This window comes from Nonomuraea sp. NPDC049637, from assembly GCF_040675235.1.
GTDB lineage: Bacteria > Actinomycetota > Actinomycetes > Streptosporangiales > Streptosporangiaceae > Nonomuraea.
In genome coordinates, this window is sequence record NZ_JBFAOM010000006.1 from 261,728 (window position 1) to 287,866 (window position 26,139).

Genomic DNA, 26,139 nt, shown 5'->3' on the forward strand with positions numbered 1-26,139 from the left:
GGAGTGGTCTCCGGATGAAGCGATGGGGGGATCTGTCACAAGAAACGGCTGATCACCTTGGTGCCGGGTCCGTTTTGGACCATGCCGAAATGGCAGTGGTCGTGACAGACCGCTTCAGCAATCTCCTCTACTGGAATCCCTTCGCCGAGCAGCTGTTCGGCCGTCCCGGCAACGCGCCGGCGCGTGACGCGTCCGTCCTGTCCCTCGGGATCATGGAGAAGGACCACCCGCTGGCGATCGAGCTGGCCAAGCACGTGCTCAAGGGCGGCGTGTGGGAGGGCACGTTCGACGTCAGGCGCGGCGACGGCACGATCGTCTACGTCCGCGCCCAGGCCGTGCCGCTGCGCCACCCGTCCGGGTCGGTCACCGGCATCGTCATCCTGGCCCGCGAGGCCCTGCGCAGCAACGAACGCGAGAAGGACCGTTTCGGGCTCCTGGAGCGCATCGGCGAGCGGCTGGCCGGCTCCCTCTACGTCGAGGAGACGCTCAAGCGCGTCGCCGAGATGCTCGTGCCGCAGTTCGCCGACCACTGCTTCATCGAGCTCATGGAGGGCGACCGGCTGGTCCGCCGGGTCTCGGAGCACGTCCAGGGCTGGACCCCGCCCGCGGGCACCTGGAAGCCGGTGGGCGCGGAGATCCGCTACCCCTCCGGCCACTACGCCGACACCGCGCTGCGCCGCCAGGAGACCATCCTCGTCGAGGACTTCTCCACCACCAGCTACCCGTCGCCGCACGAGGGCAGCGCGCGCCTGGCCGGCGAGATCGGCATGACCTCGGCCATCGTCGCCCCCCTGCTGGTGCGCGGCGAGACGCTTGGCCTGATGTACCTCGGCCTGTCCAACCTGACCGACCGGCGCAGCCCCCACTACGACGCCTTCGACCGCGACTTCGTGGGCGCCATCGCCACCCGCGTGGCCCTCGCGATCGACAACGCGCTGCTGTTCGAGGAGGAGCGCCACACCGCCGAGTCGTTCCAGAAGCACCTGCTGCCCAGGGCGCTGCCCCAGCTCGACGGCCTCGACATCGCGGTGCGCTACTACCCGGCGGCCCCGCTGGCCTCCCACGGTCAGGGCATCCAGACCCAGGTCGGCGGCGACTGGTACGACGTGATCCCGCTCTCGGCCGGCCGGGTCGGCATCGTGATCGGCGACGTCGAGGGCAGGGGCGCCAAGGCCGCGGCCATCATGGGCCAGCTCAGGGCGGCGCTGCGGGCCTTCGCACAAGACGACAAGTCGCCCGCCGACATCCTGGCCAGGCTCGACGAGTGGACCCGCATCATCGCCACCCCCGAGCAGGACGACAACGGCGCCGACGTCAGCATCCCGCCCATCGTCACCTGCCAGTACCTCGTCTACGACGCCTGGTCCCGGCAGCTGTCCTTCGCCAACGCCGGGCACGCGCCGCCGCTGCTGGTGGTCGACGGCCAGTGCCTGGAGATGGACATCGAGGAGGTCGGCCAGCCGCTCGGCGTCCGCGCCAAGGGCCTGCACGCCGACCTGGTCTACAAGGAGGAGACCCGCACCCTCCCGCCGGGCGCGGCGCTGCTGCTGTACACCGACGGCCTGGTCGACCGGCGTCCGGGCCGCGACGGCAGGATGCCGAGCGAGGAGGAGACGCTCGGCGTGCTGTGCGAGAAGCTCGCCAAGATGGCCGACGCCGACGTCGAGCGCATCGCCGACGCCGCCACCATCGCGGTGCCCGGCGAGATCGACGACGACATGGCGATCCTGGTCGTCCGCTCCAGCGACGTCGACCTCGACGTCGAGGAGCGCACCTTCCCGGCCCAGCCGATCATGGTCGGCGAGGCGCGCCGCATGGCTTCCGAGGCCTTCTCCGGCTGGAACGTGCCCGAGGAGCGCGCCGAGCTGGCCTGCCTGCTGGTCTCCGAGGTCGTCACCAACGTGGTGCTGCACGCCTCCACCGCCAACTCCCCGCGCCGGGAGCTGGTCGTCGAGGGGCCGCCGCTGCCGTTCGAGGAGTCCTGGGACATGCCGGGCTTCGAGGAGGAGCCGGTCGGCGACAAGGAGTTCACGCTGCGGCTGCGCAGGGGCGAGGAGTCGGTCTGGGTCGAGGTGTTCGACCAGGACCTCCGCCTGCCCCGCATCCGCAGCGCCGGGGAGAACGACGAAGGCGGCCGCGGCCTCTACCTGGTCGACCAGCTGGCCAAGCGCTGGGGATCCCGTCCCACCAGGGAAGGCAAAGCGGTCTGGTTCGAGATTCCCACCCGGAGCAGGTGAGTGGTTCACTGGGCCGCATGGAGCTGGCCTTCGAACGCCGGGGCAGCGGCGAGCCGCTGATCCTCGTCCACGGCATCGGACACCACTGGCAGGCGTGGTTGCCGGTGATGGACCGGCTGGCCGCCGACCACACGGTGATCGCCGTCGACCTGCCCGGTTTCGGGGTGTCGCCGCGGCTGCCCACGGGGACCCCGTACACCGCTGAGTCGCTGGCGGACGCGGTCGAGTCGTTCTGCGCGCTGCTCGGCATCCGGGAGCCGCACGTGGTGGGCAACTCGCTCGGCGGCTACATCGCGCTCGAACTGGCCTCGCGCGGCGTCGTGCGCGCGGCGACCGCGTTGTCGCCGGCCGGCTTCTGGTCGCGCTCCGAACTGCTCTACTGCCAGACGACGCTGAAGGCCCTGCGGAGCTCGGCGCGCGCGATGTCGCCGGAGCAGGCGGCCAGGGCGGCCGGCAACCCGTTCATGCGGGCGGTGTCCAGCGGGGTGCTGGTGGCCCGGCCGAGCCGGCTCGACCCCGCCGGGCTGGTCGCGGCCACGCAGGCGCTGGCGGGGGCGGCGGGCTTCGACGAGACGCTGGAGTCGTTCGGCGGCCTGATGCCGCCCGCCCCGCCGAAGTCGCCCATCACGATCGCCTGGGGTGAGCGCGACCGGTTGCTGCCGCGCCGCCAGGCCGTACGCGCGGCGCGCTGGTCGGGGCAGCGGGTCAGGCTGCTCAAGGGCTGCGGGCACGTGCCGATGAGCGACGATCCGGAGCTGGTCGCCCGGGTCGTGCTGGCGGCCGACCGCGCGGCCTCCTAACGCTCGGCGTTGGCCGCCATGCGGCGCAGCACGTCGACGGCGGTCCGGTACTCCTGCGCGCTCACACCCTGCGTGACCTGCTGCCGGAACCGGGTGACGCGCTCGGAGACGGCCGTGTGCACGGCCCGGCCCTCGTCGGTCAGCCGCCCGTCCGCCAGCCATCCCCTCGACGTCAGGCTCTGTACGGCCTGCTCCACCCCCTCGAACGGCGCCAGCGCGGTGGCGCTCTCCCCTTGGGCGGTGGCGTGAAGAAGCTGCCACTCCCTGCGTGAGGCGCCGTACGTGGCCAGGGCCTGACCCATCGCGTTCTCCAGAAGGTTGTCGAGGTGCTTCACCCAATATCCGATAGGTCTGTCCATGCATGTACAATAGCAACTATATGTACGAAGACAAGGAAATTGCCGCGATCGAACGCGCGATGGTCGCGATCAGGCGCAGGCAGAGCAGGCGGGCGCTGGCCCGGCAGCACGGCGCGGCGGGCCCCGAATACGAAGTGCTCGACGTGATCGAGGGCGCCGGCGGACGGCTCACCGTGTCGGCGGTCGCCGAGGCGCTCAACGTCGACCAGCCGCGGGCGAGCCGGCTCGTGACGGCCGCCGTGACGGCGGGGCTGGTACGGCGGGAGGCCGACCAGGCCGACGGGCGGCGGGCGTGGCTCGTGCTGACGGACGCGGGCGCCGCCGCGCTCACGCAGGCCCGGCAGGCCCGGCAGGCGGCCTTCGCGTCGGCCACGGCCGACTGGTCGGCGGCCGAGCGGGCCGAGTTCGCCCGGCTGCTGACCAGGTTCGTGCAGGGGATGCCGGGGTGAGCTTCCCGGCGCTCAGCGCATCGTCTGGCCCCAGACGAGCAGCATGGCGATGATGAACACGATCATCACGCCCGCGTAGCCGACCGGGCCGAGCCGGAACGCCCTGCGCACGCGGTTGAGCCCCCAGGCGAACAGTAATGCCAGGAAAACGAGGAGGATCAGGCCGCCGTCCATGCTGACAGTATGCGGCGCGGCCCGGCCGGGCGCGCGCCCGCCGTCAGAATCCGAAGGACCGGCCGATGATCTCCTTCATGATCTCGGTGGTGCCGCCGTAGATGGTCTGGACGCGGCTGTCCAGCCACGCCTTGGCGACCGGGTACTCCATCATGTAGCCGTAGCCGCCGTGGAGCTGGAGGCAGCGGTCGATGACCTTGTTCTGCAGCTCGGTCGTCCACCACTTGGCCTTGGCGGCGTCCACGACGGTGAGCTGCCGGGCGTTGAGCGCCAGGATGCACTTGTCCACGTAGTGGCGGGCGATCTCCGTCTCGGTGGCCAGCTCGGCCAGAACGAAGCGGGTGTTCTGGAACGAACCGATGTTGCGGCCGAACGCCTGGCGGGTCTTGCAGTACTCGATCGTCTGCTCCAGCACCGTCTCGGCCGCGGCCACCGCCGCCACGGCGATCGACAGGCGTTCCTGGGGCAGGTTGTTCATCAGGTGGAAGAAGCCCTCGCCCTCGTTCGGGCCGAGGCGGTTGGCGACGGGCACGCGCACGTTCTCGAAGAACAGCTCGGCGGTGTCCTGGGCCTTCATGCCGACCTTGTCCAGGTTCCGGCCGCGGTTGAAGCCCTCCATGCCGCGCTCGACCACGATCAGCGTCGTGCCCCTGGCCCCCGCCTCGGGGTCGGTCTTGGCGACCACGACCACGAGGTCGGCGTTGACGCCGTTCGTGATGAACGTCTTCTGGCCGTTGACCACGTAGTGGTCGCCCTCGCGGACGGCGGTGGTCCTGATGCCCTGCAGGTCGCTGCCGGCGCCCGGCTCGGTCATCGCGATCGCGGTGATGAGCTCGCCGGAGGCGAATCCGGGCAGCCAGCGCTGCTTCTGCTCGTCGTCGGTGAGCTCGACGACGTACGGGGCCATGACGTCGTTGTGCAGCGAGAAGCCCAGGCCGGAGGCGCCGGTCCTGATGATCTCCTCGACGATCACCGCGTTGTAGCGGAAGTCGGTGATGCCGGATCCGCCGTACTCCTCGGGGACGCCGAAGCCGAACATGCCGATCTCGCCGGCCTTCTTCCAGACCTCGCGGGGCACGATGCCGTCCTTCTCCCACTGGGCGTGGTGCGGTACGACCTCGCGGGCCATGAACTCGCGCACGGTTTCCCTGAAGAGCAGGTGCTCCTCGTCGAAGAGGTCTCGCTGCATCGATTCGCCTCCAAGCAGGTGTCGTGCACGACAGAATACGATTCTGTTACCCGGAGGTATACCCGCTTTCGCGGTGGGTGAGGCGACGGGGGACACGGCAGGGGACACGGCAGGGGACACGGCAGGGGACACGGCTTCATCACAAGTGCTGGAACTTGGGGGAAACCGCCTGCGTTGCGGGTGTTTTCGACTCTAAGATCTACCCTCGGTCTATTTGTGATGATCGGAGTGTCCCGTGAGTCGGTGGCGCAAGTCGTTGCTCGCCGCGTCGATCGCATCGGTGGCGGCCGTCGGGGTCGTCGCGTTGCCCGGCGTCCCGGCCTCGGCCGCACCGGCCGACCTGGACGTGCAGTACGAATGCGTTCCCTCCGGGGCCGACAGCATCGTGCGGCACGCACCGGTACGTCTGAACACCCATCTCACCTTCGCCACCGACCTGGTGGTCGGCGACCCGCTCAACTTCACCTGGAAGCTCGACTACGCCGACCACGGACGGCTCCAGTCGCCCGGCTACTTCGCCCCGGGCGCCAACGTGCACGCCACCGGCAACGTCGAGCTGACCAGCAGCTGGCAGGGCATCCTGCAGCCGAAGGGCTCGGCCGAGCAGAAGGGCAAGCTTCGCCCCGACGGCGAACTGTCGCTGCCCGAGTCCCTGAACGACCCCGGACTGATCGACAAGGTCGGGACCATCAAGGTCACGCCGAAGGACATCGAGCTCGACTTCACCCCGCCGGACGGCACGGTCGTCGCCAACGACGGCAACGAGAGCGACAACCCGACCGACATGAAGGTCAACTACGGCCCCGGCTGGAGCTCGATCGACGACCGTCCGGGCTCCGAGAACCACGTGCACAACGACCTGCACGAGACCAACGACCTCGGCGCCTGGGCCGAGCTGAGCTTCACGGGCACCGGCGTGGAGTACATCGGGCCGCACGACAAGGACGCCGGCCCGGTGGACATCTACATCGACGGCAGCAAGGTGGCCACGGAGGACCCCTCGCGCTCCGACGACGACCTGCCCGTCAACGACGACCTCGACGGCGGCTTCACGATCTGGAAGTCGCCGGAGCTGAAGTACGGCAAGCACACCATCCGGATCGTGAACGCCTCCAGCAAGCCTGCCTGGCTCGACGCATTCAAGGTGTCCACCAACACCGCCAAGATCCCGACGGGCTACCACGGCGCGAAGTGCAAGCTCGTCGGCGGGCCGGTCTCGGTGACGGTGACCGTACGGGACAAGTCGGGACCGACGAACAGCCAGACCCCCACCACCCCCGACCCGTCGAAGACCCCCACCACGAGCCCCACGCCGACGCGGACCCCGACCGGCACGTCCACCGCCACCAGCACCCCCACGCGTCACCACTCCCAGCCCACGCCGAGCAACGGGCTCGGGCACGTGGTCGTGGTGCCGGCGGTCACGGGGACGAGCACGAGCACGGCCACGCCCACCGCGACCGGCCCGACGGCGACCGCGTACGTCAGGGCGCAGGTGGCCAAGATCCCCAAGGGCGGGGTGGACACCGGTGAGGCGCCCGACGAGCCGGACCGGCCGTACGGGCTGATGGCCAGTGGGGCGATGTTGCTCATGGGCAGCGCGGGCGGCGGGCTCGTCCTGCGCCGCCGCCGGGCCGCGCACGCGGGAGGAACGAAGTGATGGCCGAGCAGAAGACTCCGATGCAGCGGGCGATGCCCGGGCTGCTGATCGCCGGTTCGCTGGCCGGCGTCGGCGCGATCATGGTGGGCCTGCTCTCCGTGGCGCCCAAGGTGGACGACGGCTCCGGCACGCTGGCCGCCGCCGACCGGCCGACCGCCGTGCAGATCGAGAACGCGGGCGCGTTCGTGCTGCCCGCGACCGTCGGACCGGGCGGCAAGGGCGCGACGCTGACCCCGGCCCGACCGGACGCGCCGCCGCCGCTGGCCGCGGCTCCGACCGTGCCGCCGATCCCCAAGGCCAGGACGAAGGCCGCCAAGGCCAAGGCGAAGCCCAGCCGGATCAAGATTCCCAAGATCAAGGTGAACGCCCCCATCGGCGGCGTCACCGTGGACATCAAGGGCAACCTGGGCACTCCGCCGCTGACCCGGCCGAACCAGACCGGCTGGTACCGCTTCTCGCCGGTGCCGGGCGAGCTCGGGCCCGCGATCATCAACGGCCACGTCAGCACCCGCAAGGGCCCCGCCGTCTTCGATCGCCTGCGCGAACTGGCCAAGGGCGATCAGATCTACGTGTACCGGTCGGACGGGAAGGTCACCCGGTTCACGGTGAGCGGGATCGAGCAGGTCAGCAAGTCGGCGTTCCCGACGTCCCGGGTGTACGGGAACACCAAGGACTCGCAGCTCCGGCTGATCACGTGTGGCGGCGTCTTCAACAAGGAGGCGCACAGCTACACGGACAACATCGTGGTGTACGCGACGTTGTCGAAGAAGAAGGGCTGATGGGGTTTTTGGGGCGAATTTTTGGTTTTACGGGAAGTTGACAGGGACAGTTCGTAGGATCTCAACCGAACCGTGACCATCGGCTGGAATTCTGGCACGACTGTTGACACTGCGCTGAAACGGAGATGGACCCGTGCTTACGTCCCAGGCGTGGCGCCGCCTCGCCCACAAGACCTCCGCCTTGGGATTGATGGGCACAGTCACCGTCCTCGCCGGTTCGGTGGTCGGTCTGTCCTCGCCGGCCCAGGCCGCGGTGGCTGAACCCCTGAAGATCACCTACAACTGCACGGGTGGCGCTCTCCAGACCGGTCCCGTGATCGTGACGATCACGCCTCCGGCGTCGGTTGAACCGGCCAAGTCGACGACGATCGACTGGACGTTCCCGGCGATCCCGGTGGCGAAGGCCCTGACCGCCAACGAGACCGTCACCACCGGCGGCGGCGACCTCACGGTGACCGGCGGGACGCCCACCGCGCTCAAGGGCACCGGCACGGGCACGACCACGGCGGTCGCGATGGGCGGGTCGTACACGCCGCCGAAGATGTCGGCGTCGGTCAGCGTGACCGCGACGACGGGCGGAAACCTCGTTCTCACGCCGGTCGCCACGGCGACGGGGACGACGCCGCTGCTGAGCATCAAGATCGGCCAGGACACGACGACCTGCACCTATGGGTCGACCGCTCCCGCCAGCATCTCGATCCCGGTCCAGACCGGCGGCGGTGGCACCGGGACCGAGGTGGTCAAGTACAAGTGTGACCTGGTGGACACGACGATCAACGATCCGGCCTATCCGGCCGACGTGGACATCAAGATCACCCCCGGCACCCTGCCCACCAACGCCAAGGCGAACGAGGAAGTCAGCATCTCGTGGACCAGCACCATCGATACCAGCAGCCTTGACACGCTGAAGGCCCCCACCGGCTTCCCCACGAGCGGCGGCAAGTACTTCCTCAACGTGAAGGCGTCCGGTGCGGGGGTCACCCAGCCGGCGGCGGCCGAGGGCGCGCTGACCAACGTCGTCGTCGGGCAGGACATCACCACGCTGCCCAGCGTCACCCTCAAGGTGAAGCCCACCACGACCGGCACGGTGACGCTCACCCCCGGCGACCTGGTCCTCGGCACCTCGGCCACGGCGACCACCGGCAGCGCGATCAAGTGCGTGGCTCCCACGACGGGCGTCAAGAACCACACCTTCCAGGTGGTCGCGGGCTCGGGAACGACCCCCACGCCGACGCCTACGCCGACCCCCACGCCGACCCCCACCCCCAAGCCGACCAAGACCAGCACCGCCACCGTGACCGTCACCCCGCCCGACAAGTCCAAGACGCCCAAGGCGGGGGCCGACACCGGGGCCGGGGGTATGGCGGGGCCCGACGGGCGGCTGTTCGTTCTCACCGGCACCGTTCTGATCGCGGCCGCGGCGGCCGGTGGGCTGGTGCTGCGCCGGCGTACCGCGGGCAGGGGCTGACCGGCGTGGCCGGGCAGTATCCGTACGGCGGCCCGCCACCGCGGGACCGGGGGAGCACCGCGCTCAGGACCGTGCTGATCGGCGCGGCCATCGCCGGGGTCGTCACGGTCGTGGCGGGCATGCTGATCGTGCTGCAGTCGCCCGAGGAGTACGGCATGGACAGGGACGCCCTGCCCGTGGCCGTGCAGTCGCAGGCGTCCGGGCAGCCGCAGCAGGCGTTGTTCCAGGCGCCGCCGGACCAGCCGCCGCCGCTGCCGGAGATCAAGCCGGCGCCGCCGATGCTGCCCTCGACGCCGATCCGGATCGTGATCAAGCGGCTCGGCGTCAACGCGCCGATCAAGTCGGTGGGGCTGGCCAAGGACGGGACGATCGAGGTGCCGCCGTCGGACAATCCCAACCTGGTCGGGTGGTACCGGAACATGTCCACGCCGGGTCAGGAGGGCCCGGCGGTGCTGCTCGGGCACAAGGACACCCGGACGCGCAGCGCCGTGTTCAGCCGCCTCGGCGAGCTCAAGCACGGCGACACCATCGAGGTCAAGCGCCAGGACAGGACGACCGCCGTGTTCACGGTCGGCGGCGTGGAGCAGGCGAGCAAGAAGACGTTCCCGACCGAGCGCGTCTACGGGAGCCGGGAGAACGCCCAGCTCCACCTCATCACCTGCGGTGGCGCCTACGATCGCACCATCGGTCACTACAACGACAACATCATCGTCTACGCGACGATGACGAGCTCCTATCGAAGCTGATTGGCGGAGGCGGGCATGGGCTGGCTGGCGAAGCGGAAACTGCGTACTGGCCCGACGGCGGCCCTGCCCGCCAGACCGGACCCCGCCGAGTTGTTGCGGATCGTCCGGCTGGCCGATCCCGGCGCGCGGCGCGAGGGCGACGACATCGTGGGGGCCGACGTGCGGGTGTGCGCGCCGGTCGAGGCTGACGCCGAGCTGACCGGCGGGGTGCTGGAGAAGGCGTGGGCCTGCCGGGTCACCGCCGAGGGGCCGCTGCCGTTCGACTTCTTCGACCGCTACCTGGCCGAGGGGCTGGCCTTCCGGCTCAAGGGGCTCGCGGTGTGCCGGGGCGAGGTGAGCGATCCGGCCGACGGCGAGGAGGGCGGTGCCGCCGTCATCCTGCCCGTCCGCCCGTCCGCCGACGACCTGGCGCCGCTGCTGGAGCAGGGGGAGGACGAGTTCACGTACACGTCGGGCGACATCCGGGCCGCGCTGGTGCCGCAGAAGGGGCAGCCGCCGGCGGTGGGGGAGCTGCTGCCGTTCGCCACCGAGCTGACCGCGATCGAGCTGCGCGGCGAGGAGCCCGTCAAGCTCGGAAGTCTGGCGCTGGAGCTGGCAGAATCGCTGAACGGCCTGGTGGTGGACCGGTGGCGGTTCAGGATCGACGCCGCGGAGGACCTTCTGCCCCCGGAGTGACGAGCCACAGAACGTCGTTCTGTTGTAGTCTCTCCTCAATAACCGAATAATGCTCGGTTTCCAGGAGGCACTGTGGCAGAGGCGTACATCGTCGGAGCGGTCCGTACCCCGGTCGGCAAGAAGAAGGGCGGGCTTTCCACCGTCCATCCCACCGACCTGGCCGCCCACACGCTGAAGGCGCTCATCGACCGCACCGGCGTCGATCCGGCGGCGGTCGAGGACGTCATCATGGGCTGCGTCATGCAGTTCGGCCCCCAGAGCATGGACATCGCGCGGAACGCCTGGTTGTCGGCGGGGCTGCCCGAGACGACGGCCGGCGTCACGATCGACCGGCAGTGCGGGTCGTCCCAGCAGTCGATCCACTTCGCCGCCCAGGGCGTCCTGTCGGGCACCCAGGACCTGGTGGTGGCCGCGGGCGTGGAGTCGATGAGCATCGTCCCGATGGGCGCGTCGATCACCGCCGCGCTGGAGAAGGGCATGCCGTTCCCGTTCGGCGACAAGTGGGTCGAGCGGTACGGCAAGCAGGAGATCTCGCAGTTCCGCGGCGCCGAGCTGATGTGCGAGAAGTGGGGCCTCCAGCGTGACGTGCTGGAGCAGTTCGCCTACGAGTCCCACCAGCGGGCCGCCAAGGCCATCGCGAACGGCTACTTCAAGGACCAGATCGCCCCGATCAACGGCGTCGAGGACGACGAGGGCCCGCGGCCCGACACGACGCTGGAGAAGATGGCCGGGCTCAAGACCCTCAAGGAGGGCGGCCGGATCACCGCGGCCACCTCCTCGCAGATCTCCGACGGCTCCGGCGCCGTGCTGATCGCCTCCGAGCAGGCCGTGCGCGAGCACAACCTGACCCCGCGGGCCCGCATCCACCAGCTCGCGCTCATGGGCGACGACCCGGTCTACATGCTGACCGCGCCGATCCCGGCCACGCAGCGGGCGCTGCGCAAGGCGGGCATGTCGATCGACGAGATCGACGTCGTGGAGATCAACGAGGCGTTCGCCCCGGTGCCGCTGGCCTGGATCAAGGAGCTGGACGCCGACCCGGCCAAGGTCAACCCCAACGGCGGCGCCATCGCGCTCGGCCACCCGCTGGGCGGCACGGGAGCGATCCTGATGACCAAGCTGCTGCACGAGCTGGAGCGCACGGGCGGCCGCTACGGCCTGCAGACGATGTGCGAGGGCGGCGGCCAGGCCAACGTCACCATCATCGAGCGGCTCTAGCGGAACCGAAGCGGAAAAGGGTGAGCGCCGCCTCCCGGGCGTACGAGGGGAGGCGGCGCTCGTTAACTACCATCCCGGTAGTTGTCTAGCGGCCCTTGGGCGGGATGATCCGCCGGGGCGGCACGACCGGGCGCTGCGGCGTCTTGGGCAGTTGCCGGGGCGGCACGGGCGTGACGGTCTTCTTCTTGGCTGAGTGAATGGCTGAGCGAACTCGCATGCGAAGCTCCTTTACGCGAACTCAGGACGCGGCTCGGTGAGGGCCGGGCGTCGACGAGCACAGCGTGGCCGCGTCTGTCGGACGATGGACTGAGGTGGCTGCTGTCACAGGTAAAGGCGCATGACCGACAAGCTATGGCCTGTCCGCAACGCCGGGCAACCGAATTAACGCGGCGCCGCGAGCTGCTGCTCGAAGCCCGACACGATGGCCCGCAGGCCGGCGTCGAACCACTGGTCGTAGAAGCGCAGCGCGGCCGGGCCGTGGGTCTCGGCCGTCGAGCCGACCTGGGCCAGGGCGTGGCCGAGCACGTAGACGGCCACCGACTGCACCGCGTTGACGGTGTCGCCCGGGGGCACCCCCGCCGCCTCGAAGCGGGCCAGCAGGCCGGAGATCAGCTCGGTGCCGAGCCGTACGTCCACCGGGTGGGTGGCCAGCAGCGGGACGGCGCGCGGGTGGGCGAGCAGGAAGCGGCGGTAGGCCACGGCGAACCCGGTCAGCGCCCGCGGCCAGTCGGGGACCGGCGTGTAACCGGCCATGGCCTCGGCGAACAGCCGGTCGACGACCAAAGACACGAGCGCGTCCCGGTTGGGCACGTGGCGGTAGAGCGACATGGCGGCCACGCCGAGGTCGGCGCCCAGGCGGCGCATGGTCAGCGCGTCGGGGCCCTCGGCGTCGAGGATGCCGACGGCCGCGGCCACGATGCGCTCGACGGTGAGCACGGCCGGTCGCCCCGCCCGCCTGGGTGCCTGGGTCATGCGGTCAGCGTAACGACGATCGTGGCCGCCAGCATGAGCAGGGACAGCAGCCCCACCACCATGTGCTGGACGTCGATGACCACGGCGTGGCCCGCGGTCGGCAGGATCTTCCAGGTGCGGCTGTACTCGCGCCGGTAGAGCTCGCGCTGCTCGGCCGTGGCGAATCCGAAGTAGGGCAGCCACCAGCTCCGTACGTGCCCGGCCATGACCAGCACGCACAGGACGGTCGCGGCGGTGAGCGACCACGTGCGGTGCAGCGCGACGCCGGCCGCGATGAGCAGCGGGAACGGGTAGTTGATCGCGGCGGCCAGGGCCCGGCCCCTGACGTTCGCGCCGTTGAGGTCGTTGAGCGGGAACATGGGCACCCAGTCGGTGACGACGAGCCAGGCGAGCCATACGAGCGGGACGGCGACGGCGACCGCGGTCATCGGGATCTCCTCGAATTTGCGTACCTTGTAAGCTTACACAGTACACAAACCCGGACGGCGGCCGTCAAGAGCCCGGTGAGAGCCGCGGCGAGCAGGGTGAGCGACAACGACGCCGGGAAGTAGGTGAGCTGCTCCCACGTCACGTACCGCCCGTTCAGCAGCACGGAGACCCAATCCGGGTAGAACGCGAACACCAGGACGGGCAGCAGCACCGGCGCCAGCCGCAGCGCGATCCGCCACCACGGCCGCCCCGACCGCCGGGACGCCCACCGCCGCGCCCGCAGCACGCCCATGACCCCGAGCCCGGCCGCCACGACGGCGAGCAGCCCCAGCACCAGGTCGTAGAGCTGCCGGTCGCCGCCCAGGGCCGCCGGCACGCGGCCCTCGCTCATCGCGGCCAGGCCGCGCATGATGTCGTAGGTGGGGTCGTAGAGCGAGGCGCCGTTGGTCATGACGGCGAAGCCGTAGCCGGTCTTCGGCGAGACGGCCTCGACGGCGTTGTAGGTGAACAGGTTGCCCGAGTGCACGAGCAGGCCGGACTCCTCCTCCAGGCTCCAGCCCATGCCGTAACCGTGCGGGCCGGGCTTGTGCATGGTCTCCATGCTCTGCTTCTTGACCAGCGGGCGGCCGGCGCCGTTCTGGGCGGTCAGCCACTTGCCCATGTCCGCGGCCGTCGTGATGACCGCGCCCGAGCCGCTGCCGTCGAGGAACCCGGACGCCTCCGGCCGGGGCAGCCACATCCCGTAGACCGAGACGAAACCGTCCGCCGGCCGGACGGCCTGGGCGCTCACGGCGCTGCTCGTCATGCCGAGCGGGCCGAAGACGCGGTCCTTCATGTAGGCGTCGAAGGGGCGGCCGCTCGCGGTCTCGACCAGGCGGGCGGCCAGGTCGTAGTTGACGTTGCAGTAGGCGTACCGGCTGCCCGGGTCGGCGGCCAGGCGGCCCCTGGCCAGGCGGGCGGTGTAGTCGGCCAGCGAGCTCGCGGACTCCAGGTCGCCGATGTCCAGCGAGCTGTCGGACAGCCCGGAGGTCTGGTTCAGCAACTGGCGCACGGTGATCTCGGCGAAGCGCGGGTCGGCCATCCGGAAACCGGGCAACTGCCCGGCCACCGGCTCGTCCAGCGCGATCTTCCCCTGCTCCACCAGGGTCATCACGGCCATCGCGGTGAACGACTTGCTCACCGAGGCCACCCGCATCGGCGTGGCCGCGGTGACCGGACGCCCTTCGGAGTCGTTGCCGTACCCGGCGGCGTGCACGACCTTGTCGCCGCGGGTCACCACGACCGACAGGCCCGGCACGCCGGTGGCCTCCAGCGCCTCGCGCAGGTAGGCGTCCACGGCGGCGGGGGTCGGCTCGACGGGGGCCGAGGCCCGGGCAGAGGCCAGGGCCGGGGCCGCAGCGGGGGTGAGGGTCAGGGCCGCGGCCAGCCCGGCGAGGGCGATCTTCAAGCTCATGCAGGCAAACGTACGGAGAACGCCCCCGCCGCCGGATCTGCCGACCGTCCAGAAGCACCCCTGACGAAAGTCAGGTCTCCGTGGGCGACGGCAGCCGCTCCGGCACCGCGTCGTGCACCTGCTGGAAGATCACCGAGGTGCGGAAGCCGACGATCTCCTTGCGCTTGCTCAGCCGGTCGAGCAGGAAGGAGTGGAGGTGGTCGAGGTCCTGGACCGCGACGTGCAGCAGGAAGTCGTCGCCGCCGGCCAGCACGAACACGCTCAGCACCTCGGGCATTCCGGCGGCCGACTGCTTGAAGGCGTTGATCACGGCCCGGCTCAGCGGGCGCACCTGGACCGAGACCATCGCCTGCGTGCTCCGGTTGAGCGCGGCGGGGTCGATGTCGGCGTGGTAGCCGCGGATCACGCCGCGCCGGGTGAGCGCCCTGACCCGTTCCAGGCAGGTCGAGGGGGCGATGCCGAGCCGGCGGGCCAGCTCCCGGTTGGACTGCCGCGCATCCGTTTGGAGCAGGCGGATGATCGCCGAATCAAGTTCGTCCATGACGCGATTCTGCACCCATCTCCGATCGTTCGTTCGGTGGAGCGGTGGCAGGGCCGAACGATCGGGCTACTTTCGCGGGCATGACTGAACACGGCCGGATGGGTGCGGGGCAGGGCGCGGCGTTGCTGGTGGGCGCGGTGCTGGGGCCGGGGATGCTGGTGCTGCCGCAGCTCGCCGCCGCGGCGGCGGGGCCGGCCTCCGTGCTGGCCTGGGCGGGGCTGCTCGCGCTGAGCGTGCCGGTGGCGCTGACGTTCGCGGCGCTCGGCGTCCGGCATCCCGGCGGGGGCGGGGTGGCGAGCTTCGCGGGGCTGGCCTTCGGGCCGCGGGCCGCCGCCGTGGTGGGCTGGTGGTTCTACGGGGCCGTGCCGGTCGGGACCGTCGCGGGCGCGCTGGTGGGCGGCCGGTACGTCGAGGCGTCCCTGGGCGTGGACGGCGCCCTGGCCGGCGTGCTGATCCTGGCCGCGGCGTTCGCCGCCAACGCCGCCGGGCTGCGTACCTCGGGGCGGTTGCAGCTCGTCTCCGTGGCGCTGCTCGTCGCGCTGCTGGCCGTCGCCGTGGTCACCGCCGCCCCGCGGGCCGACCTCGACCACTTCACCCCCTTCGCCCCGTACGGGCTCGCCGGGGTGGCCGGCGCGGCCGGGGTGCTCATGTTCGCCTTCGTGGGCTGGGAGGCGGCCAGCCACCTGTCGGCCGAGTTCGCCCCCGGCCAGCGCGGGCTGACGAGGGCCACGATAATCACCCTCGTCGTGGTCGGCGTCTTGTACCTGGGCGTCAGCGTCACCTCGGTCGGCGTGCTCGGCGCGGACATGCCGGGCGTGCCGCTGAACGCGCTGCTGGAGACCGGCCTCGGGGGAGTGGCGCGGCCGGTGACCGGGGTGCTGGCGGTGCTGCTGACGTTCGGGGCGGTCAACACGTACCTGGCGGGGGCGGCGCGGCTGGGGGTGGCGCTGGCCAGGGACAGGGCCATGCCCGCCTGGCTCGCCGGAGGACGGGGGCCGTACCGGAGCCTCGGGGCGCTGGCCGTGCTGACGGTGCCGGTCGTGGTGTGGGCGGTGGACCTGGACCTGCTGATGCGGGCCACCTCGGCGTGCCTGGCGGCCGTCACGGCGGCGGGCGTGGCGGCGGCGGTGCGGGTGCTGCCCGCCGGCCGGCCGCGGGTCACCGCCCTCGTGGCGACCGGCATGTCGATGGTCGCGCTGGCCTGCTGCGGAGCCTTCCTGGCGGTGCCCGCCGTGCTGGCCGTCGTCGCACTGGGCGTGCTTAAAGCCGCCAGGCGGGCAGTACTCCCAGCACATGACGGCGCACCGTCGGGAGGGTGCCATGAGTGAGCAGACGACGTACGCGGAGAGCAGGCAGGTCGGCGAGCAGGCCAGGGAGCGCGAATGGCGGCTCCCCAGCTTCGCCAAGCAGCTGTTCCTCGGCGATCTCCGGCTGGACCTGGTGCATCCGGCGCCCAGTCTGCCGGCCGAGGCCGCCGAGCGGGGTGAGGAGTTCGTCCGGGCGGTGCGGCGCTTCCTGGAGGCCCACGTCGACCCGGCCCTCATCGAGCGCACCGCGCAGGTGCCCGACGAGGTGGTCAAGGGCCTGGCCGCCCTCGGGGCGTTCGGCATCACGATCGGCACCGAGTACGGCGGCCTGGGCCTGCCTTACCTGTACTACTGCCGCACCCTCACGCTGGTCGGCTCCTACTGCCCCGCCCTGGCCACGCTGCTGTCGGCGCACCAGTCGATCGGCGTGCCGCAGCCGCTCAAGCAGTTCGGCACCGAGGAGCAGAAGCGGGAGTTCCTGCCCCGGTGCGCGGCCGGCGAGATCTCGGCCTTCCTGCTCACCGAGCCGGACGTGGGCTCCGACCCCGCCCGGCTGTCCACGACCGCCGTGCGCGACGGCGACGACTACGTGCTGAACGGCGTCAAGCTCTGGACGACGAACGGCGTCGTCGCCGACCTGCTGGTGGTCATGGCCAGGACCGGTGAGAAGATCAGCGCGTTCGTGGTCGAGGGGAACAGCCCGGGCATCACGGTCAGGCGCCGCAACAGCTTCATGGGCCTGCGCGGCATCGAGAACGGCGTCACCGAGTTCTCCCAGGTCAGAGTGCCCGCCAAGAACCTGATCGGGAAGGAGGGCCAAGGGCTGCGGATCGCGCTCACCACCCTCAACACCGGCCGCCTGTCCCTCCCGGCGACCTGCGCGGGCAGCGTCAAGTGGGCCGTGAAGATCGCCCGCGAGTGGGGCAACGCCCGCGAGCAGTGGGGACGCAAGGTGGGCCGGCACGAGGCCGTGGCAACCAAGATCGCCTTCATCGCGGCGACCGCGTACGCGCTGGAGGCCGTCAGCGAGCTCACCGCCCGCCTGGCCGACGACCGGCGCAACGACATCAGGATCGAGGCCGCCCTCGCCAAGCTGTACGCCACCGAGCTGTCGTACCGGGCGCTGGACGAACTGGTCCAGATCAGGGGCGGCCGCGGCTACGAGACCGCCGAGTCGCTGGCCGCCCGCGGCGAGCGCGGCGTGCCCGCCGAGCAGATGCTGCGCGACGCCCGCATCAACCGCATCTTCGAGGGCTCCTCCGAGATCATGCACCTGATGATCACCCGCGAGGCCGTGGACGCGCACCTGACCGCGGCCGGCGAGCTGATCAACCCCGAGGCGTCCCCCCAGGAACGCGCCCGCGCGCTGGGCCGGGCGAGCCGCTTCTACGCCGGGTGGCTGCCCACCCTGGTGGCCGGCGCGGGCAGCCTGCCCACGGGCTACACCGCCTTCGGCCCGCTGGCCCAGCATCTGCGGTTCGTGGAGCGGACCAGCAGGAAGCTGGCCCGGTCCACCTTCTACGGCATGTCCCGGTGGCAGGGGAGGCTGGAGCACAAGCAGTCCTTCCTCGGGCGGATCGTCGACATCGGGGCCGAGCTGTTCGCCATGACAGCCGTCTGCGTGAAGGCCGAGGAGGACGCCGACGACCTCGGGCGCAGGCCGTACGAGCTGGCCGACACCTTCTGCCACCAGGCCCGGCGCCGCGTCCGCACGCTGTTCGACGAGCTCTGGGACAACAGCGACGAGCAGGACGTGCGCCTGGCCCGGTACGTGCTCGACGGCCGCTACGAGTTCCTGGAGGAGGGCATCCTCGACCCGTCCATCGAGGGCCCGTGGATCGGCACTCCGGACGGCGGCGAGAACGTGCGGAGAAAGATCCTGTGACGCCCGGTCTAGACCGGTTGTGAGCTTTTTCTGCCCTGAGTGTTTTCAAACCGATACCAGCCGGTATAGACCGGCTGCTGAACACGGGCTTACTCTGGCGCAAACGCGTTGAGCTGTGGCTCTCGCACCCCTCATCCCTTTGGACGGGGTCAGGTGGCTGGTACGGACCAGCGACCCGTCCGACGAGAAGGCGGTATCACCAGTGAACATGAAGCTTGTGGGCGGCGCCGCTCTCGGCCTTGCCACGATGCTGGTCCTGTCCAGCTGCGGCTCCGACGGCGGTTCGGGTGGCGGTGGGAACAACACCCAGGCCTCGGGCGGCGGCCAGGTCACCCTCAAGATGGTCGCCGCCGACTACGGCGACGGCCCCGGCAAGCCGAACTCGGGCGAGACGTTCTGGAAGGGCGTCGTGGACCAGTTCCAGGCGGCCAACCCCAACATCAAGGTCGACGTCCAGGTCATCAACTGGAACGACATCGACAAGCAGGTCGCCACCATGGTCCAGAACGGCCAGGTGCCCGACATCCTGCAGACCGGCGACTACTCCGGCTTCGTCAAGGACGGCCTGCTCTACAAGGTCGACGAGGTCCTGTCCCCGAACGTCTCCGGCGACATGCTGCAGAAGTTCGCCGACTTCGGCAAGGTGGACGGCACCGGCTACGGCATCCCGTTCGTCTCCTCCGCCCGCGCGCTGTTCTACAACAAGGACCTGTTCACCAAGGCCGGCATCGCCGAGCCGCCCAAGACCTGGGACGAGCTCAAGGCCGCCGCGGAGAAGCTGAAGAAGGCCGGCGTGAGCCAGCCGTTCGGCCTCCCGCTGGGCCAGGAGGAGGCCCAGGGCGAGTCGTTCCTGTGGATGCTGGGCAACGGCGGCGGCTACAAGGACGCCTCCGGCAAGTGGGCCATCAACTCGCCGCAGAACATCGAGACCTTCACCTACATGAAGGGCCTGGTCGACGCCGGCCTCACCACCCCGAACCCGGGCACCAAGGACCGCAAGACGGTCTGGGAGGACTTCGGCGCGGGCAAGGTCGGCATGGTCAACGGCGGACCCATGTCCATCCCGATCTTCGACGCGGCCGGCCTGAAGAACTACGGCGTCACGGCGATCCCCGGCAAGTCCGGTCCGCTCGACACCACTCTCGGCGTCATGGACTGGATCATGGCGTTCAACAAGAACGGCCACGCCGCCGAGATCAAGAAGTTCTTCGACTTCTTCTACACCGGCGACGCGGCGCAGAAGATCTCCGACACCTACAAGCTGCTGCCCGTCACCAACGGCGGCATCAAGAAGCTGTCGGGTGACGAGAAGCTCAAGCCGTTCCTCGACGCGCTGCCCAACGCCAGCTTCTACCCGTTCCAGGACCCGAAGTGGGCCGAGGTGAACCCGGCGATCAAGCAGACCATCGGCGGCGCCGTCAAGGACGACCCGGCCAAGGTCCTCGGCGAGCTGCAGAAGACCGCCGAAGCCAGCTGATCCAGCGGGGGTCTGTGGAGCCGGCGCGCGGGTCGCGTCCCCGCGCCGGCTCCACCGTCATGGAAGGTTCCTCATGAGAAGGTTGCGCGCCCTCGAACCCCTGGCCTGGATCGGGCCGGCCGTGGTGCTGATCGCGCTGGTCGTGCTCTGGCCCGTGATCGAGATGATCCGGTCGTCGTTTCTCAAGATCAGTCGGTTCGGAGTGGTCCAGGGAAACAACTTCCCGGCCAACTACACGAAGCTGTTCGGCGAGAAGGACTTCGCCGACATCATGATCCGCAGTGTGATCTGGGTGGTCGCGGTCGTCGCGCTCACCGTGCTGATCTCGCTCGCCCTCGCCCAGCTGTTCAACCAGCGCTTCCCCGGCCGCAAGATCGCCCGCTGGGCGCTCATCGCGCCCTGGGCGGCCTCGGTGCTGATGACGGCGATCATCTTCAAGTGGATGCTCGACCCCGAGGTCGGCGTGATCAACCAGATCAGGGTCAAGCTCGGGTTCATCGACGCGATGGGCGGCGCCTCCGCCGACCAGCTCGGTGACGCCTCCAGCGCGATGCCGTGGCTGGTGTTCGTGGCGGTCTTCGTCTCGGTGCCGTTCACGACGTACGCGCTGCTGGCCGGGCTCGCGACCATCCCCGCCGACGTCTACGAGGCGGCCAAGATGGACGGCGCCACCAAGTTCCGGACGTACTGGTCGATCACGCTGCCGCTGCTGCGCCCCGCGCTCACCGTCGCCGCGCTGATCAACGTGATGAACGTCTTCAACAGCTTCCCGATCATCTGGGCGATGACCCACGGGCAGCCGGGCTACTCGACGGCCACCTCGACCATCCTCATGTTCATCCTCAAGGGCTCGAACATCGGTGAGTCGGCCGCGATGTCCGTCGTGAACTTCGGCATGGTCATCGTGCTGACCGCGCTCTTCCTGAAGGTGTCGCGCTGGAACAAGGAGGTGGCGTGATGGCCGTGCAGACCATGCCCAAGGCCGGTGCCCGCCACCAGTCCGGACACCGCGGACGGGCGCAGCGCCGCATGCCCAGGCTCAAGACCGTGATCGTGGCGGCCGCGGCCTACATCGTCGCGTTCGTCTTCCTGTTCCCGTACCTCGTCATGTTGCTGACCTCGCTGCGGTCGCAGGAGTCGCTGCGCGAGGTGACGTTCTGGCCCGACGAGTGGGTGTGGTCGAACCTCGCCAACTTCTGGACCAGCGGCCTGGCCGGGAACCTGTGGGTGACGCTCAAGGTCGCCGGCGGCTCGACGATCCTGGTGCTGCTCGTGGCCCTGCCGGCCGCCTACTACTCGGCCCGGCACAAGTTCCGGGGGCGCACCGCGTTCCTGATCCTGGTGCTGATCACCCAGATGTTCCAGCCCACGGCCATGCTCGTCGGCATCTACCGCGAGTTCTACCAGTTCGGCCTGGTGGACTCGATCTGGTCGCTGATCCTGGTCAACGGCGGGTTCAACCTGGCGTTCGCGGTGTGGATCCTGAACGCCTACTTCGCCTCGATCCCGCGTGAGCTGGAGGAGGCCGCCTTCATCGACGGCAACGGCCGCTTCGGCGCGCTGTTCCGGATCACGCTGCCGCTGGCCATGCCGGGCGTGATCACCGCGCTGATCTTCACGTTCATCGCGGCGTGGAACGAGTTCGTGGTCGCCCTGACCCTGACCACGACCCCGGCCAACCAGCCGCTCACGGTCGCGCTGAACTCGTTCATCGGCCAGTACCAGGTGGACTGGCAGAACCTCTTCGCGGGCTCGGTGATCGCCACCATCCCGGTGATCATCCTGTTCGCGCTGATCGAGCGGAAGGTCGTCGGCGGACTGACCGCCGGCTCGATCAAGTAGAAAACGTCCGGCCGCCACCAACCCACCGGGTGGCGGCCGGGCCCTTCTGCGGGCTACTTCTGCGGGACGCGGGCCACGCAGAACACCGTCTGGCCGAACGGCGGGGTGATGAACCGCTCGATCAGCCGCGTGGCCGGGACCACCGTGCGGTCGTAGATCTTGACCAGGCGCGGGTCGGGGTAGCCCACGCCGCCCCGCCGGACCGCCGCCCACCAGGCGATGCCGCCCAGGAAGTTGATCGGCTTGAGCACGTCGATGTCGAGCCCCGCCCTGGCCACCGTGGCGCGCAGGGTCTTGGGCGTGTAGCGCTGGACGTGCCCGACCTTGCGGTCGAAGTCTCCGTAAAGCTGCATGTAGCCGGGCACCCAGATGATGATCCGGCCGCCGGGCAGCGTGACGCGGGCCAGCGAGCGCAGCGCCTCGGCGTCGTCCTCGATGTGCTCCAGCACGTTCATCATGACGACGGTGTCGACCTTGTCCTTCAGCGGGATCTCGGTCGGCAGGCCGAACTGCAGGACGTCGATGTCGTCGCGGCCCTCGAAGCGCTTCTCCAGCTGCTCGACGCAGTAGGGGTCGAAGTCGCTGACGACCAGGCGGTCGAGCCGCGGCAGGAACTGCTCGGCGAAGTGGCCCAGCCCGGAGCCGATCTCCAGCATCGAACGGCCGACGTGCGGGGCGACCATGTCGAACTCGTACTGCCGATAGTTCTTGGCCTCGTCCCCACCCAGGTGGTTCTCCAGGGCCTCGTCACCGGCCGCCGGTTGCACTACACGGTCATACCCAGAAGACATAGTCCCGTTCCTTTGAGGGGCAGACGGATTGCACGAGTCTAATGCCCCCGAGGATGACCTGATGCGTGAAACACCCTTCCCCGGGCGCGGGCCGATGCGATGGAATCTGACACGCCATGGACGACGACGAGGCGATCGCCCGCTCGCTCGACGGTGACCTGGGGGCCTACGAGGCCCTGGTCGCCAGGTACAGCGCGCTCGCCCACCGCACCGCCGCCCTGCTCGGCGCGGGCGACGAGGCCGAGGACGTCGTGCAGGAGGCGTTCGTCAAGGCTTTCCGTCATCTGTCCAAGTTCCGGCGGGACGCGCCTTTCCGTCCCTGGTTGTTGCGGATCGTGGCCAACGAGACGCACAACCTCACCCGGGCCCGCGGGCGCCGCTCCTACCTCGCCGTACGGCTCACCGCCGCCGACCCCGCCGGTGCGGTGGCCCCCGACGACCCCGCGGGCGCGGCCGTCGCCACCGACCGGCGCGCCCGGCTGCTGGCGGCCGTACGCGGGCTGCCCGAGCGGGAACGCCAGGCGGTCGTGTGCCGGTACTTCCTGCAACTGTCGGAGGCGGAGACGGCCCAGGTGCTCGGCTGGCCGGTCGGTACCGTCAAGTCCAGCACCCATCGGGGGCTGGCCCGGCTGAGGGAGGAGGTGGGCGGTGAACTCGCATGACCCCTTCGACGACCTGGAAGCCGAACTGACCGCCCTCGGCCCCCTCCTCGACGCCCCGTCCCCGCCGCCGGACGACGTCGCCGCCGCCGTGCGCGCCCGCCTGGAGCTTCAGCCTCAGAAGCACAGGCGGCGGACACGGCGGACGCAGCGGACACGGCGGGCGCGGTGGCGGATCGTGGCGGCCGTCGTGCTGGCCGTCGTCGCCGTCACGGCCGCCACCCCCCAGGGCCGCGCCGCCGTGGCCCGGGTCCTCCGCCTGGCCGGCGTCGAACTGCAGCTCGGCGACACACCACCCACCCCGGTACGGACCACCGCGAACCTCCCCGGCGAGCACCCGGTGGCCCCGGACGACCTGCCCGACCTGGTGAGGTTCCACGTCAGAACCCCGGCCGAGCTCGGGCCCCCCGCCCGCGCCACCGTCGCCGACCAGGGCCGGCTGGTGTCGATGTTCTGGCCGGATGGCGTCCGGCTCGACCAGTTCCAGGGCGGCGTGGACCCGTTCTTCTTCAAGAAGCTCGGCCCGCCCTGGCCCGACTACGTCGAGGTGGCCGGGACCACGGCCTGGTGGATCCCCGGCGCGCACCCGCTCGGCTACATCCGCCGCCAGGACGGCACCGAGATCCCCCTGCGCCAGGCCGCCCCCACCCTCGTCTGGCAGCGGGACGCGCTCACCTACCGCCTGGAGGGCGCCGGCACCAGGGAACGGGCGGTGCGGATCGCCGGGTCACTCCGGTGAGCCGGTCAGCCAGTCGTCCACGCCCTTGAGCAGCTCCTTGCGCACCGTCTCCGGCGCGGTCGAGGACCGGATCGACTGCCGGGCCAGCTCGGCGATCTCCGCGTCGGAGAACCCGTAGACCTCCCTGGCCAGCTCGTACTGGCGCAGCAGCCGGGTGCCGAACAGCAGCGGGTCGTCGGCGCCCAGCGCGATCGGCACCCCGGCGTCGAACAGCCGCCGCAGCGGCACGTCCGCCGCCCGCTCGGCCACCCCCAGCCCCACGTTGGACGTCGGGCACACCTCGCAGCAGATCTGCCGGTCGGCCAGCCGCTGCATCAGCCACGGGTCCTCGGCCGCCCGCACGCCGTGCCCGACCCGGTCGGCGCCCAGGTCGTCGATGCACTGGCTCACGCTGCGCGGCCCGAGCAGCTCGCCGCCGTGCGGCACGGCCAGCAGCCCGCCGCGCTTGGCGATGCGGAAGGCCCGCTCGAAGTCGCGCGCCGCGCCGCGCCGCTCGTCGTTGGACAGGCCGAAGCCCACCACGCCCCGGCCGGCGTACTGGGTGGCGAGCCTGGCCAGGGTGTTCGCGTCGAGCGGATGCCTGGTCCTGTTGGCCGCCACGATCACCGGCATGTGCACCCCGGCGTGCTCGGCGGCCTGCCGCGCCGCGTCGAGCATCAGTTCCAGCGTGGCCGTGAGCCCGCCGAACCGCGCGGCGAACCCGGACGGGTCCACCTGGATCTCCAGCCAACGGGAACCGGCCGCCGCCTCGTCCTCGGCCGTCTCGCGCAGCAGCCGGTAGACGTGCTCGGGACGGCTCAGCACGGACCTGGCGATGTCGTACAGCCGCTGGAACCTGAACCAGCCGCGCTCGTCGGTGGCCCGCAGCCGCGGCGGCCAGTCCTGCTCCAGCGCGTCGGGCAGGTGCAGCCCCTGCTCCCTGGCCAGCTCGATCAGCGTCGAGTGCCGCATGGAGCCGGTGAAGTGCAGGTGGAGATGGGCTTTGGGCAGCGTGTGCAGGGGCCGGTGCATTTCCATATTTTGCCACTGGCCCCAGGTGCGGACTCGCATGTCGCCCAAGGCTGCGGGACCGGCATCGGCACGGTAGAGATCGCCCGGATCGGGGGATCAACCGTCCATGATCCCTGAGGGTGCCGGCGTCGCGGGGCAGGGCCGGCGCGCGCTGCTCGCCGGACTGGCGTTCGCGGTGACCGCTCTCGCCATCTACGCCCTGTTCCACTCGGGTTTCGGCCGTCCGCACCCGCCTTCGGCGGGCTCGTCGTACGTGCCCCCGCCGCCACTGAAGGCGCCGTCGCGCCCCGGCGCGGCGGCGCGGGCCGAGCCCCCGCTGGCGGTCGTCTCCGACGACCTCTGGCTCACCTACCTGCCCCGCGGCCTGCGCCGCAGCGGCGGCGGCCCGGTCGTCCCCGACGGCGTCCGGGCCAGGTACGGCACCGCCAAGCGTTACGTGGAGGCCCAGGTCGAGCACGGCACGATGGCCGCCGACTGGGACACCTACCGCGCGCACGCCGGCGTGCTGGACCCCGCCGAGACCACGATCAGGGGCCGGCCCGCGGTCGTCGGCGCGCATCCGGGCGGCGGCAGGGTGATCGCCTGGCTGGAACGCCCGGGCACGGGCGCCTGGATCCGGGTGAGCGACTCCCTCGGCGGCGAGCTGCTGCCTATTGCCGCCTCGGCCCGTGCTCCTGTAGGAGACTAGGAGCCTTTACCCTGGTTGATCCCACGAGTCATGGGGGGACGATGCGGCGCCCGGCAGCGGTGTTCATCACGTTCGCGCTGGCCGCAGGCACGGGCGGGTGCGGCGGCGACCCGCCCCGACCGCCCAGCACCACCCCGCCGCCGCCGTCGGCGAGCGAGCCGGCGACCGGGAAGCCCGTCAGGCTGGCCTGCGGGTCGACCAGGCTGGAGATCCCCGGCGCGCCCCCGCCGCTGTCCCGCGCCGGCACCTTCGGCCGCCTGGGCGGGCTCGCCAGGCGGCTCACGGTCAAGGGCGTGATGTGGCGCGACGACGAGGACGAGCAACTGCGGGTGGGCGTGGTGTGCGGCGTGCGGACGGCCGAGCACTTCGCCACGCTGGTGGCCCGCTCGACCCTGACCGCCTACCGCGGCAAACCCGCGCTGCGCTGGACGAGCCGCGACGGCCTGCGCAACTTCATGTGGCTGGAGAGCCCCGGCACGGCCGTCTACCTCGCCGCCACGCCCGGCATGACCGCCCAGCTCCGCCAGACCGCCGCCGCCGTCAGACCCGCCGCCTCCTGACCCGCCTCCTGACCCGTTTCCCGAGCCGTTT

At 70.7% G+C, this 26,139-nt stretch carries 28 protein-coding genes; 18 read left to right on the forward strand and 10 right to left on the reverse strand.

The window, feature by feature from the left end; all coding sequences use genetic code 11:
- Positions 1–14 precede the first annotated feature (14 nt).
- Together AB0J71_RS11805 and AB0J71_RS11810 are read left to right on the forward strand one after the other, a co-directional pair.
- Positions 15–2,237, forward strand: a complete 2,223-nt coding sequence (locus AB0J71_RS11805) for a SpoIIE family protein phosphatase (RefSeq protein ID WP_364413955.1) — start codon at positions 15–17, stop codon at positions 2,235–2,237.
- Positions 2,234–3,037 (forward strand): alpha/beta fold hydrolase, encoded by an 804-nt coding sequence (locus AB0J71_RS11810; protein WP_352322274.1) that lies wholly within the window; start codon positions 2,234–2,236, stop codon positions 3,035–3,037. The genes AB0J71_RS11805 and AB0J71_RS11810 overlap by 4 nt, the downstream gene beginning before the upstream one ends.
- On the opposite strand, the gene AB0J71_RS11815 is transcribed toward AB0J71_RS11810, so the two are convergent.
- Positions 3,034–3,396 (reverse strand): MarR family transcriptional regulator, encoded by a 363-nt coding sequence (locus tag AB0J71_RS11815; RefSeq protein WP_364413957.1) that lies wholly within the window; start codon positions 3,394–3,396, stop codon positions 3,034–3,036. The genes AB0J71_RS11810 and AB0J71_RS11815 overlap by 4 nt on opposite strands.
- Positions 3,397–3,416: 20 nt before the next feature.
- Here AB0J71_RS11815 and AB0J71_RS11820 point away from each other — a divergent pair, with 20 nt between their 5' ends.
- Positions 3,417–3,845, forward strand: coding sequence for a MarR family winged helix-turn-helix transcriptional regulator (locus tag AB0J71_RS11820; RefSeq protein ID WP_352322271.1), 429 nt, complete (start codon positions 3,417–3,419; stop codon positions 3,843–3,845).
- A 12-nt stretch (positions 3,846–3,857) separates the two neighbouring features.
- On the opposite strand, the gene AB0J71_RS11825 is transcribed toward AB0J71_RS11820, so the two are convergent.
- Together AB0J71_RS11825 and AB0J71_RS11830 are read right to left on the reverse strand one after the other, a co-directional pair.
- Positions 3,858–4,019: a hypothetical protein gene (locus AB0J71_RS11825; RefSeq protein ID WP_352322270.1), complete on the reverse strand. Its 162-nt coding sequence runs from the start codon at positions 4,017–4,019 to the stop codon at positions 3,858–3,860.
- Positions 4,020–4,062: 43 nt separating this feature from the next.
- Positions 4,063–5,208: an acyl-CoA dehydrogenase family protein gene (locus tag AB0J71_RS11830; RefSeq protein WP_352322268.1), complete on the reverse strand. Its 1,146-nt coding sequence runs from the start codon at positions 5,206–5,208 to the stop codon at positions 4,063–4,065.
- Positions 5,209–5,443: 235 nt separating this feature from the next.
- Between AB0J71_RS11830 and AB0J71_RS11835 the strand changes: the two genes are divergently transcribed.
- From AB0J71_RS11835 to AB0J71_RS11860, 6 genes are all read left to right on the forward strand, one after another.
- Entirely contained in the window at positions 5,444–6,868 is a 1,425-nt protein-coding gene (locus AB0J71_RS11835; protein WP_364413959.1) for a hypothetical protein, read from the forward strand.
- Positions 6,868–7,647 carry a class F sortase gene (locus tag AB0J71_RS11840; protein ID WP_352322264.1) on the forward strand — a complete coding sequence of 260 codons (780 nt, stop codon included), beginning with the start codon at positions 6,868–6,870 and terminating at the stop codon, positions 7,645–7,647. Before AB0J71_RS11835 ends, AB0J71_RS11840 begins: the two co-directional genes overlap by 1 nt.
- A gap of 190 nt (positions 7,648–7,837) precedes the next feature.
- Entirely contained in the window at positions 7,838–9,115 is a 1,278-nt protein-coding gene (locus AB0J71_RS11845; protein ID WP_364413961.1) for a hypothetical protein, read from the forward strand.
- Between the two features lie 5 nt (positions 9,116–9,120).
- The gene (locus AB0J71_RS11850) at positions 9,121–9,861 is read left to right on the forward strand and encodes a class F sortase (protein ID WP_364413963.1); all 741 of its coding nucleotides are present in this window, start codon (positions 9,121–9,123) and stop codon (positions 9,859–9,861) included.
- A 15-nt stretch (positions 9,862–9,876) separates the two neighbouring features.
- Positions 9,877–10,536, forward strand: coding sequence for a hypothetical protein (locus AB0J71_RS11855; RefSeq protein ID WP_364413965.1), 660 nt, complete (start codon positions 9,877–9,879; stop codon positions 10,534–10,536).
- Positions 10,537–10,608: 72 nt separating this feature from the next.
- Positions 10,609–11,754: an acetyl-CoA C-acetyltransferase gene (locus AB0J71_RS11860; protein WP_364413967.1), complete on the forward strand. Its 1,146-nt coding sequence runs from the start codon at positions 10,609–10,611 to the stop codon at positions 11,752–11,754.
- Between the two features lie 85 nt (positions 11,755–11,839).
- Here the strand turns inward: AB0J71_RS11860 and AB0J71_RS11865 are convergent, their stop codons facing one another.
- The 5 genes from AB0J71_RS11865 to AB0J71_RS11885 form a co-directional block, all read right to left on the reverse strand.
- The gene (locus AB0J71_RS11865) at positions 11,840–11,971 is read right to left on the reverse strand and encodes a hypothetical protein (RefSeq protein WP_352328612.1); all 132 of its coding nucleotides are present in this window, start codon (positions 11,969–11,971) and stop codon (positions 11,840–11,842) included.
- 164 nt (positions 11,972–12,135) lie between these two features.
- Positions 12,136–12,726: a TetR/AcrR family transcriptional regulator C-terminal domain-containing protein gene (locus tag AB0J71_RS11870; protein ID WP_364413969.1), complete on the reverse strand. Its 591-nt coding sequence runs from the start codon at positions 12,724–12,726 to the stop codon at positions 12,136–12,138.
- Positions 12,723–13,154, reverse strand: a complete 432-nt coding sequence (locus AB0J71_RS11875; RefSeq protein ID WP_364413971.1) for a hypothetical protein — start codon at positions 13,152–13,154, stop codon at positions 12,723–12,725. Before AB0J71_RS11875 ends, AB0J71_RS11870 begins: the two co-directional genes overlap by 4 nt.
- Complete coding sequence (locus tag AB0J71_RS11880; protein WP_364413973.1) at positions 13,151–14,608, reverse strand: serine hydrolase domain-containing protein; 1,458 nt, start codon at positions 14,606–14,608, stop codon at positions 13,151–13,153. The genes AB0J71_RS11875 and AB0J71_RS11880 overlap by 4 nt, the downstream gene beginning before the upstream one ends.
- A gap of 70 nt (positions 14,609–14,678) precedes the next feature.
- Positions 14,679–15,149 carry an Lrp/AsnC family transcriptional regulator gene (locus AB0J71_RS11885; RefSeq protein WP_352328604.1) on the reverse strand — a complete coding sequence of 157 codons (471 nt, stop codon included), beginning with the start codon at positions 15,147–15,149 and terminating at the stop codon, positions 14,679–14,681.
- A gap of 80 nt (positions 15,150–15,229) precedes the next feature.
- Between AB0J71_RS11885 and AB0J71_RS11890 the strand changes: the two genes are divergently transcribed.
- From AB0J71_RS11890 to AB0J71_RS11910, 5 genes are all read left to right on the forward strand, one after another.
- Positions 15,230–16,477, forward strand: a complete 1,248-nt coding sequence (locus AB0J71_RS11890) for an amino acid permease (RefSeq protein WP_364413975.1) — start codon at positions 15,230–15,232, stop codon at positions 16,475–16,477.
- Positions 16,470–18,341 (forward strand): acyl-CoA dehydrogenase family protein, encoded by a 1,872-nt coding sequence (locus tag AB0J71_RS11895; protein WP_364413977.1) that lies wholly within the window; start codon positions 16,470–16,472, stop codon positions 18,339–18,341. The genes AB0J71_RS11890 and AB0J71_RS11895 overlap by 8 nt, the downstream gene beginning before the upstream one ends.
- A gap of 208 nt (positions 18,342–18,549) precedes the next feature.
- Positions 18,550–19,818 (forward strand): extracellular solute-binding protein, encoded by a 1,269-nt coding sequence (locus AB0J71_RS11900; protein WP_352328598.1) that lies wholly within the window; start codon positions 18,550–18,552, stop codon positions 19,816–19,818.
- A 73-nt stretch (positions 19,819–19,891) separates the two neighbouring features.
- Complete coding sequence (locus AB0J71_RS11905; RefSeq protein ID WP_364413979.1) at positions 19,892–20,776, forward strand: sugar ABC transporter permease; 885 nt, start codon at positions 19,892–19,894, stop codon at positions 20,774–20,776.
- Positions 20,776–21,660 carry a carbohydrate ABC transporter permease gene (locus tag AB0J71_RS11910; RefSeq protein WP_352330014.1) on the forward strand — a complete coding sequence of 295 codons (885 nt, stop codon included), beginning with the start codon at positions 20,776–20,778 and terminating at the stop codon, positions 21,658–21,660. Before AB0J71_RS11905 ends, AB0J71_RS11910 begins: the two co-directional genes overlap by 1 nt.
- 53 nt (positions 21,661–21,713) lie before the next feature.
- Here AB0J71_RS11910 and AB0J71_RS11915 read toward each other — a convergent pair whose 3' ends face one another.
- The gene (locus tag AB0J71_RS11915) at positions 21,714–22,451 is read right to left on the reverse strand and encodes a methyltransferase domain-containing protein (protein WP_352330011.1); all 738 of its coding nucleotides are present in this window, start codon (positions 22,449–22,451) and stop codon (positions 21,714–21,716) included.
- A 116-nt stretch (positions 22,452–22,567) separates the two neighbouring features.
- Here AB0J71_RS11915 and AB0J71_RS11920 point away from each other — a divergent pair, with 116 nt between their 5' ends.
- Both AB0J71_RS11920 and AB0J71_RS11925 read left to right on the forward strand, forming a co-directional pair.
- Positions 22,568–23,113 carry an RNA polymerase sigma factor gene (locus tag AB0J71_RS11920; RefSeq protein ID WP_364413981.1) on the forward strand — a complete coding sequence of 182 codons (546 nt, stop codon included), beginning with the start codon at positions 22,568–22,570 and terminating at the stop codon, positions 23,111–23,113.
- A complete protein-coding gene (locus AB0J71_RS11925) occupies positions 23,100–23,849 on the forward strand; it encodes a hypothetical protein (protein ID WP_364413983.1) in 750 nt (249 codons plus the stop codon). Before AB0J71_RS11920 ends, AB0J71_RS11925 begins: the two co-directional genes overlap by 14 nt.
- Here AB0J71_RS11925 and AB0J71_RS11930 read toward each other — a convergent pair.
- Positions 23,838–24,860 carry an adenosine deaminase gene (locus AB0J71_RS11930; protein ID WP_352330006.1) on the reverse strand — a complete coding sequence of 341 codons (1,023 nt, stop codon included), beginning with the start codon at positions 24,858–24,860 and terminating at the stop codon, positions 23,838–23,840. The genes AB0J71_RS11925 and AB0J71_RS11930 overlap by 12 nt on opposite strands.
- A 106-nt stretch (positions 24,861–24,966) precedes the next feature.
- Here AB0J71_RS11930 and AB0J71_RS11935 point away from each other — a divergent pair, with 106 nt between their 5' ends.
- Positions 24,967–25,548, forward strand: coding sequence for a hypothetical protein (locus AB0J71_RS11935; protein WP_364413985.1), 582 nt, complete (start codon positions 24,967–24,969; stop codon positions 25,546–25,548).
- Positions 25,549–25,589: 41 nt separating this feature from the next.
- Positions 25,590–26,108, forward strand: coding sequence for a hypothetical protein (locus tag AB0J71_RS11940; RefSeq protein ID WP_364413987.1), 519 nt, complete (start codon positions 25,590–25,592; stop codon positions 26,106–26,108).
- Positions 26,109–26,139 lie beyond the last annotated feature (31 nt).

Excerpts from the sequence above, each read along its gene's own strand:
- AB0J71_RS11805 (WP_364413955.1), top strand. The coding sequence starts at position 15 with ATGAAGCGATGGGGGGATCTGTCACAAGAAACGGCTGATCACCTTGGT.
- AB0J71_RS11815 (WP_364413957.1), bottom strand. The coding sequence starts at position 3,396 with ATGGACAGACCTATCGGATATTGGGTGAAGCACCTCGACAACCTTCTG.
- AB0J71_RS11820 (WP_352322271.1), top strand. The coding sequence starts at position 3,417 with ATGTACGAAGACAAGGAAATTGCCGCGATCGAACGCGCGATGGTCGCG.
- AB0J71_RS11825 (WP_352322270.1), bottom strand. The coding sequence starts at position 4,019 with ATGGACGGCGGCCTGATCCTCCTCGTTTTCCTGGCATTACTGTTCGCC.
- AB0J71_RS11830 (WP_352322268.1), bottom strand. The coding sequence starts at position 5,208 with ATGCAGCGAGACCTCTTCGACGAGGAGCACCTGCTCTTCAGGGAAACC.
- AB0J71_RS11840 (WP_352322264.1), top strand. The coding sequence starts at position 6,868 with ATGGCCGAGCAGAAGACTCCGATGCAGCGGGCGATGCCCGGGCTGCTG.
- AB0J71_RS11845 (WP_364413961.1), top strand. The coding sequence starts at position 7,838 with ATGGGCACAGTCACCGTCCTCGCCGGTTCGGTGGTCGGTCTGTCCTCG.
- AB0J71_RS11855 (WP_364413965.1), top strand. The coding sequence starts at position 9,877 with ATGGGCTGGCTGGCGAAGCGGAAACTGCGTACTGGCCCGACGGCGGCC.
- AB0J71_RS11865 (WP_352328612.1), bottom strand. The coding sequence starts at position 11,971 with ATGCGAGTTCGCTCAGCCATTCACTCAGCCAAGAAGAAGACCGTCACG.
- AB0J71_RS11870 (WP_364413969.1), bottom strand. The coding sequence starts at position 12,726 with ATGACCCAGGCACCCAGGCGGGCGGGGCGACCGGCCGTGCTCACCGTC.
- AB0J71_RS11875 (WP_364413971.1), bottom strand. The coding sequence starts at position 13,154 with ATGACCGCGGTCGCCGTCGCCGTCCCGCTCGTATGGCTCGCCTGGCTC.
- AB0J71_RS11880 (WP_364413973.1), bottom strand. The coding sequence starts at position 14,608 with ATGAGCTTGAAGATCGCCCTCGCCGGGCTGGCCGCGGCCCTGACCCTC.
- AB0J71_RS11885 (WP_352328604.1), bottom strand. The coding sequence starts at position 15,149 with ATGGACGAACTTGATTCGGCGATCATCCGCCTGCTCCAAACGGATGCG.
- AB0J71_RS11890 (WP_364413975.1), top strand. The coding sequence starts at position 15,230 with ATGACTGAACACGGCCGGATGGGTGCGGGGCAGGGCGCGGCGTTGCTG.
- AB0J71_RS11895 (WP_364413977.1), top strand. The coding sequence starts at position 16,470 with ATGAGTGAGCAGACGACGTACGCGGAGAGCAGGCAGGTCGGCGAGCAG.
- AB0J71_RS11900 (WP_352328598.1), top strand. The coding sequence starts at position 18,550 with ATGAAGCTTGTGGGCGGCGCCGCTCTCGGCCTTGCCACGATGCTGGTC.
- AB0J71_RS11905 (WP_364413979.1), top strand. The coding sequence starts at position 19,892 with ATGAGAAGGTTGCGCGCCCTCGAACCCCTGGCCTGGATCGGGCCGGCC.
- AB0J71_RS11910 (WP_352330014.1), top strand. The coding sequence starts at position 20,776 with ATGGCCGTGCAGACCATGCCCAAGGCCGGTGCCCGCCACCAGTCCGGA.
- AB0J71_RS11915 (WP_352330011.1), bottom strand. The coding sequence starts at position 22,451 with ATGTCTTCTGGGTATGACCGTGTAGTGCAACCGGCGGCCGGTGACGAG.
- AB0J71_RS11920 (WP_364413981.1), top strand. The coding sequence starts at position 22,568 with ATGGACGACGACGAGGCGATCGCCCGCTCGCTCGACGGTGACCTGGGG.
- AB0J71_RS11930 (WP_352330006.1), bottom strand. The coding sequence starts at position 24,860 with ATGCACCGGCCCCTGCACACGCTGCCCAAAGCCCATCTCCACCTGCAC.
- AB0J71_RS11935 (WP_364413985.1), top strand. The coding sequence starts at position 24,967 with ATGATCCCTGAGGGTGCCGGCGTCGCGGGGCAGGGCCGGCGCGCGCTG.
- AB0J71_RS11940 (WP_364413987.1), top strand. The coding sequence starts at position 25,590 with ATGCGGCGCCCGGCAGCGGTGTTCATCACGTTCGCGCTGGCCGCAGGC.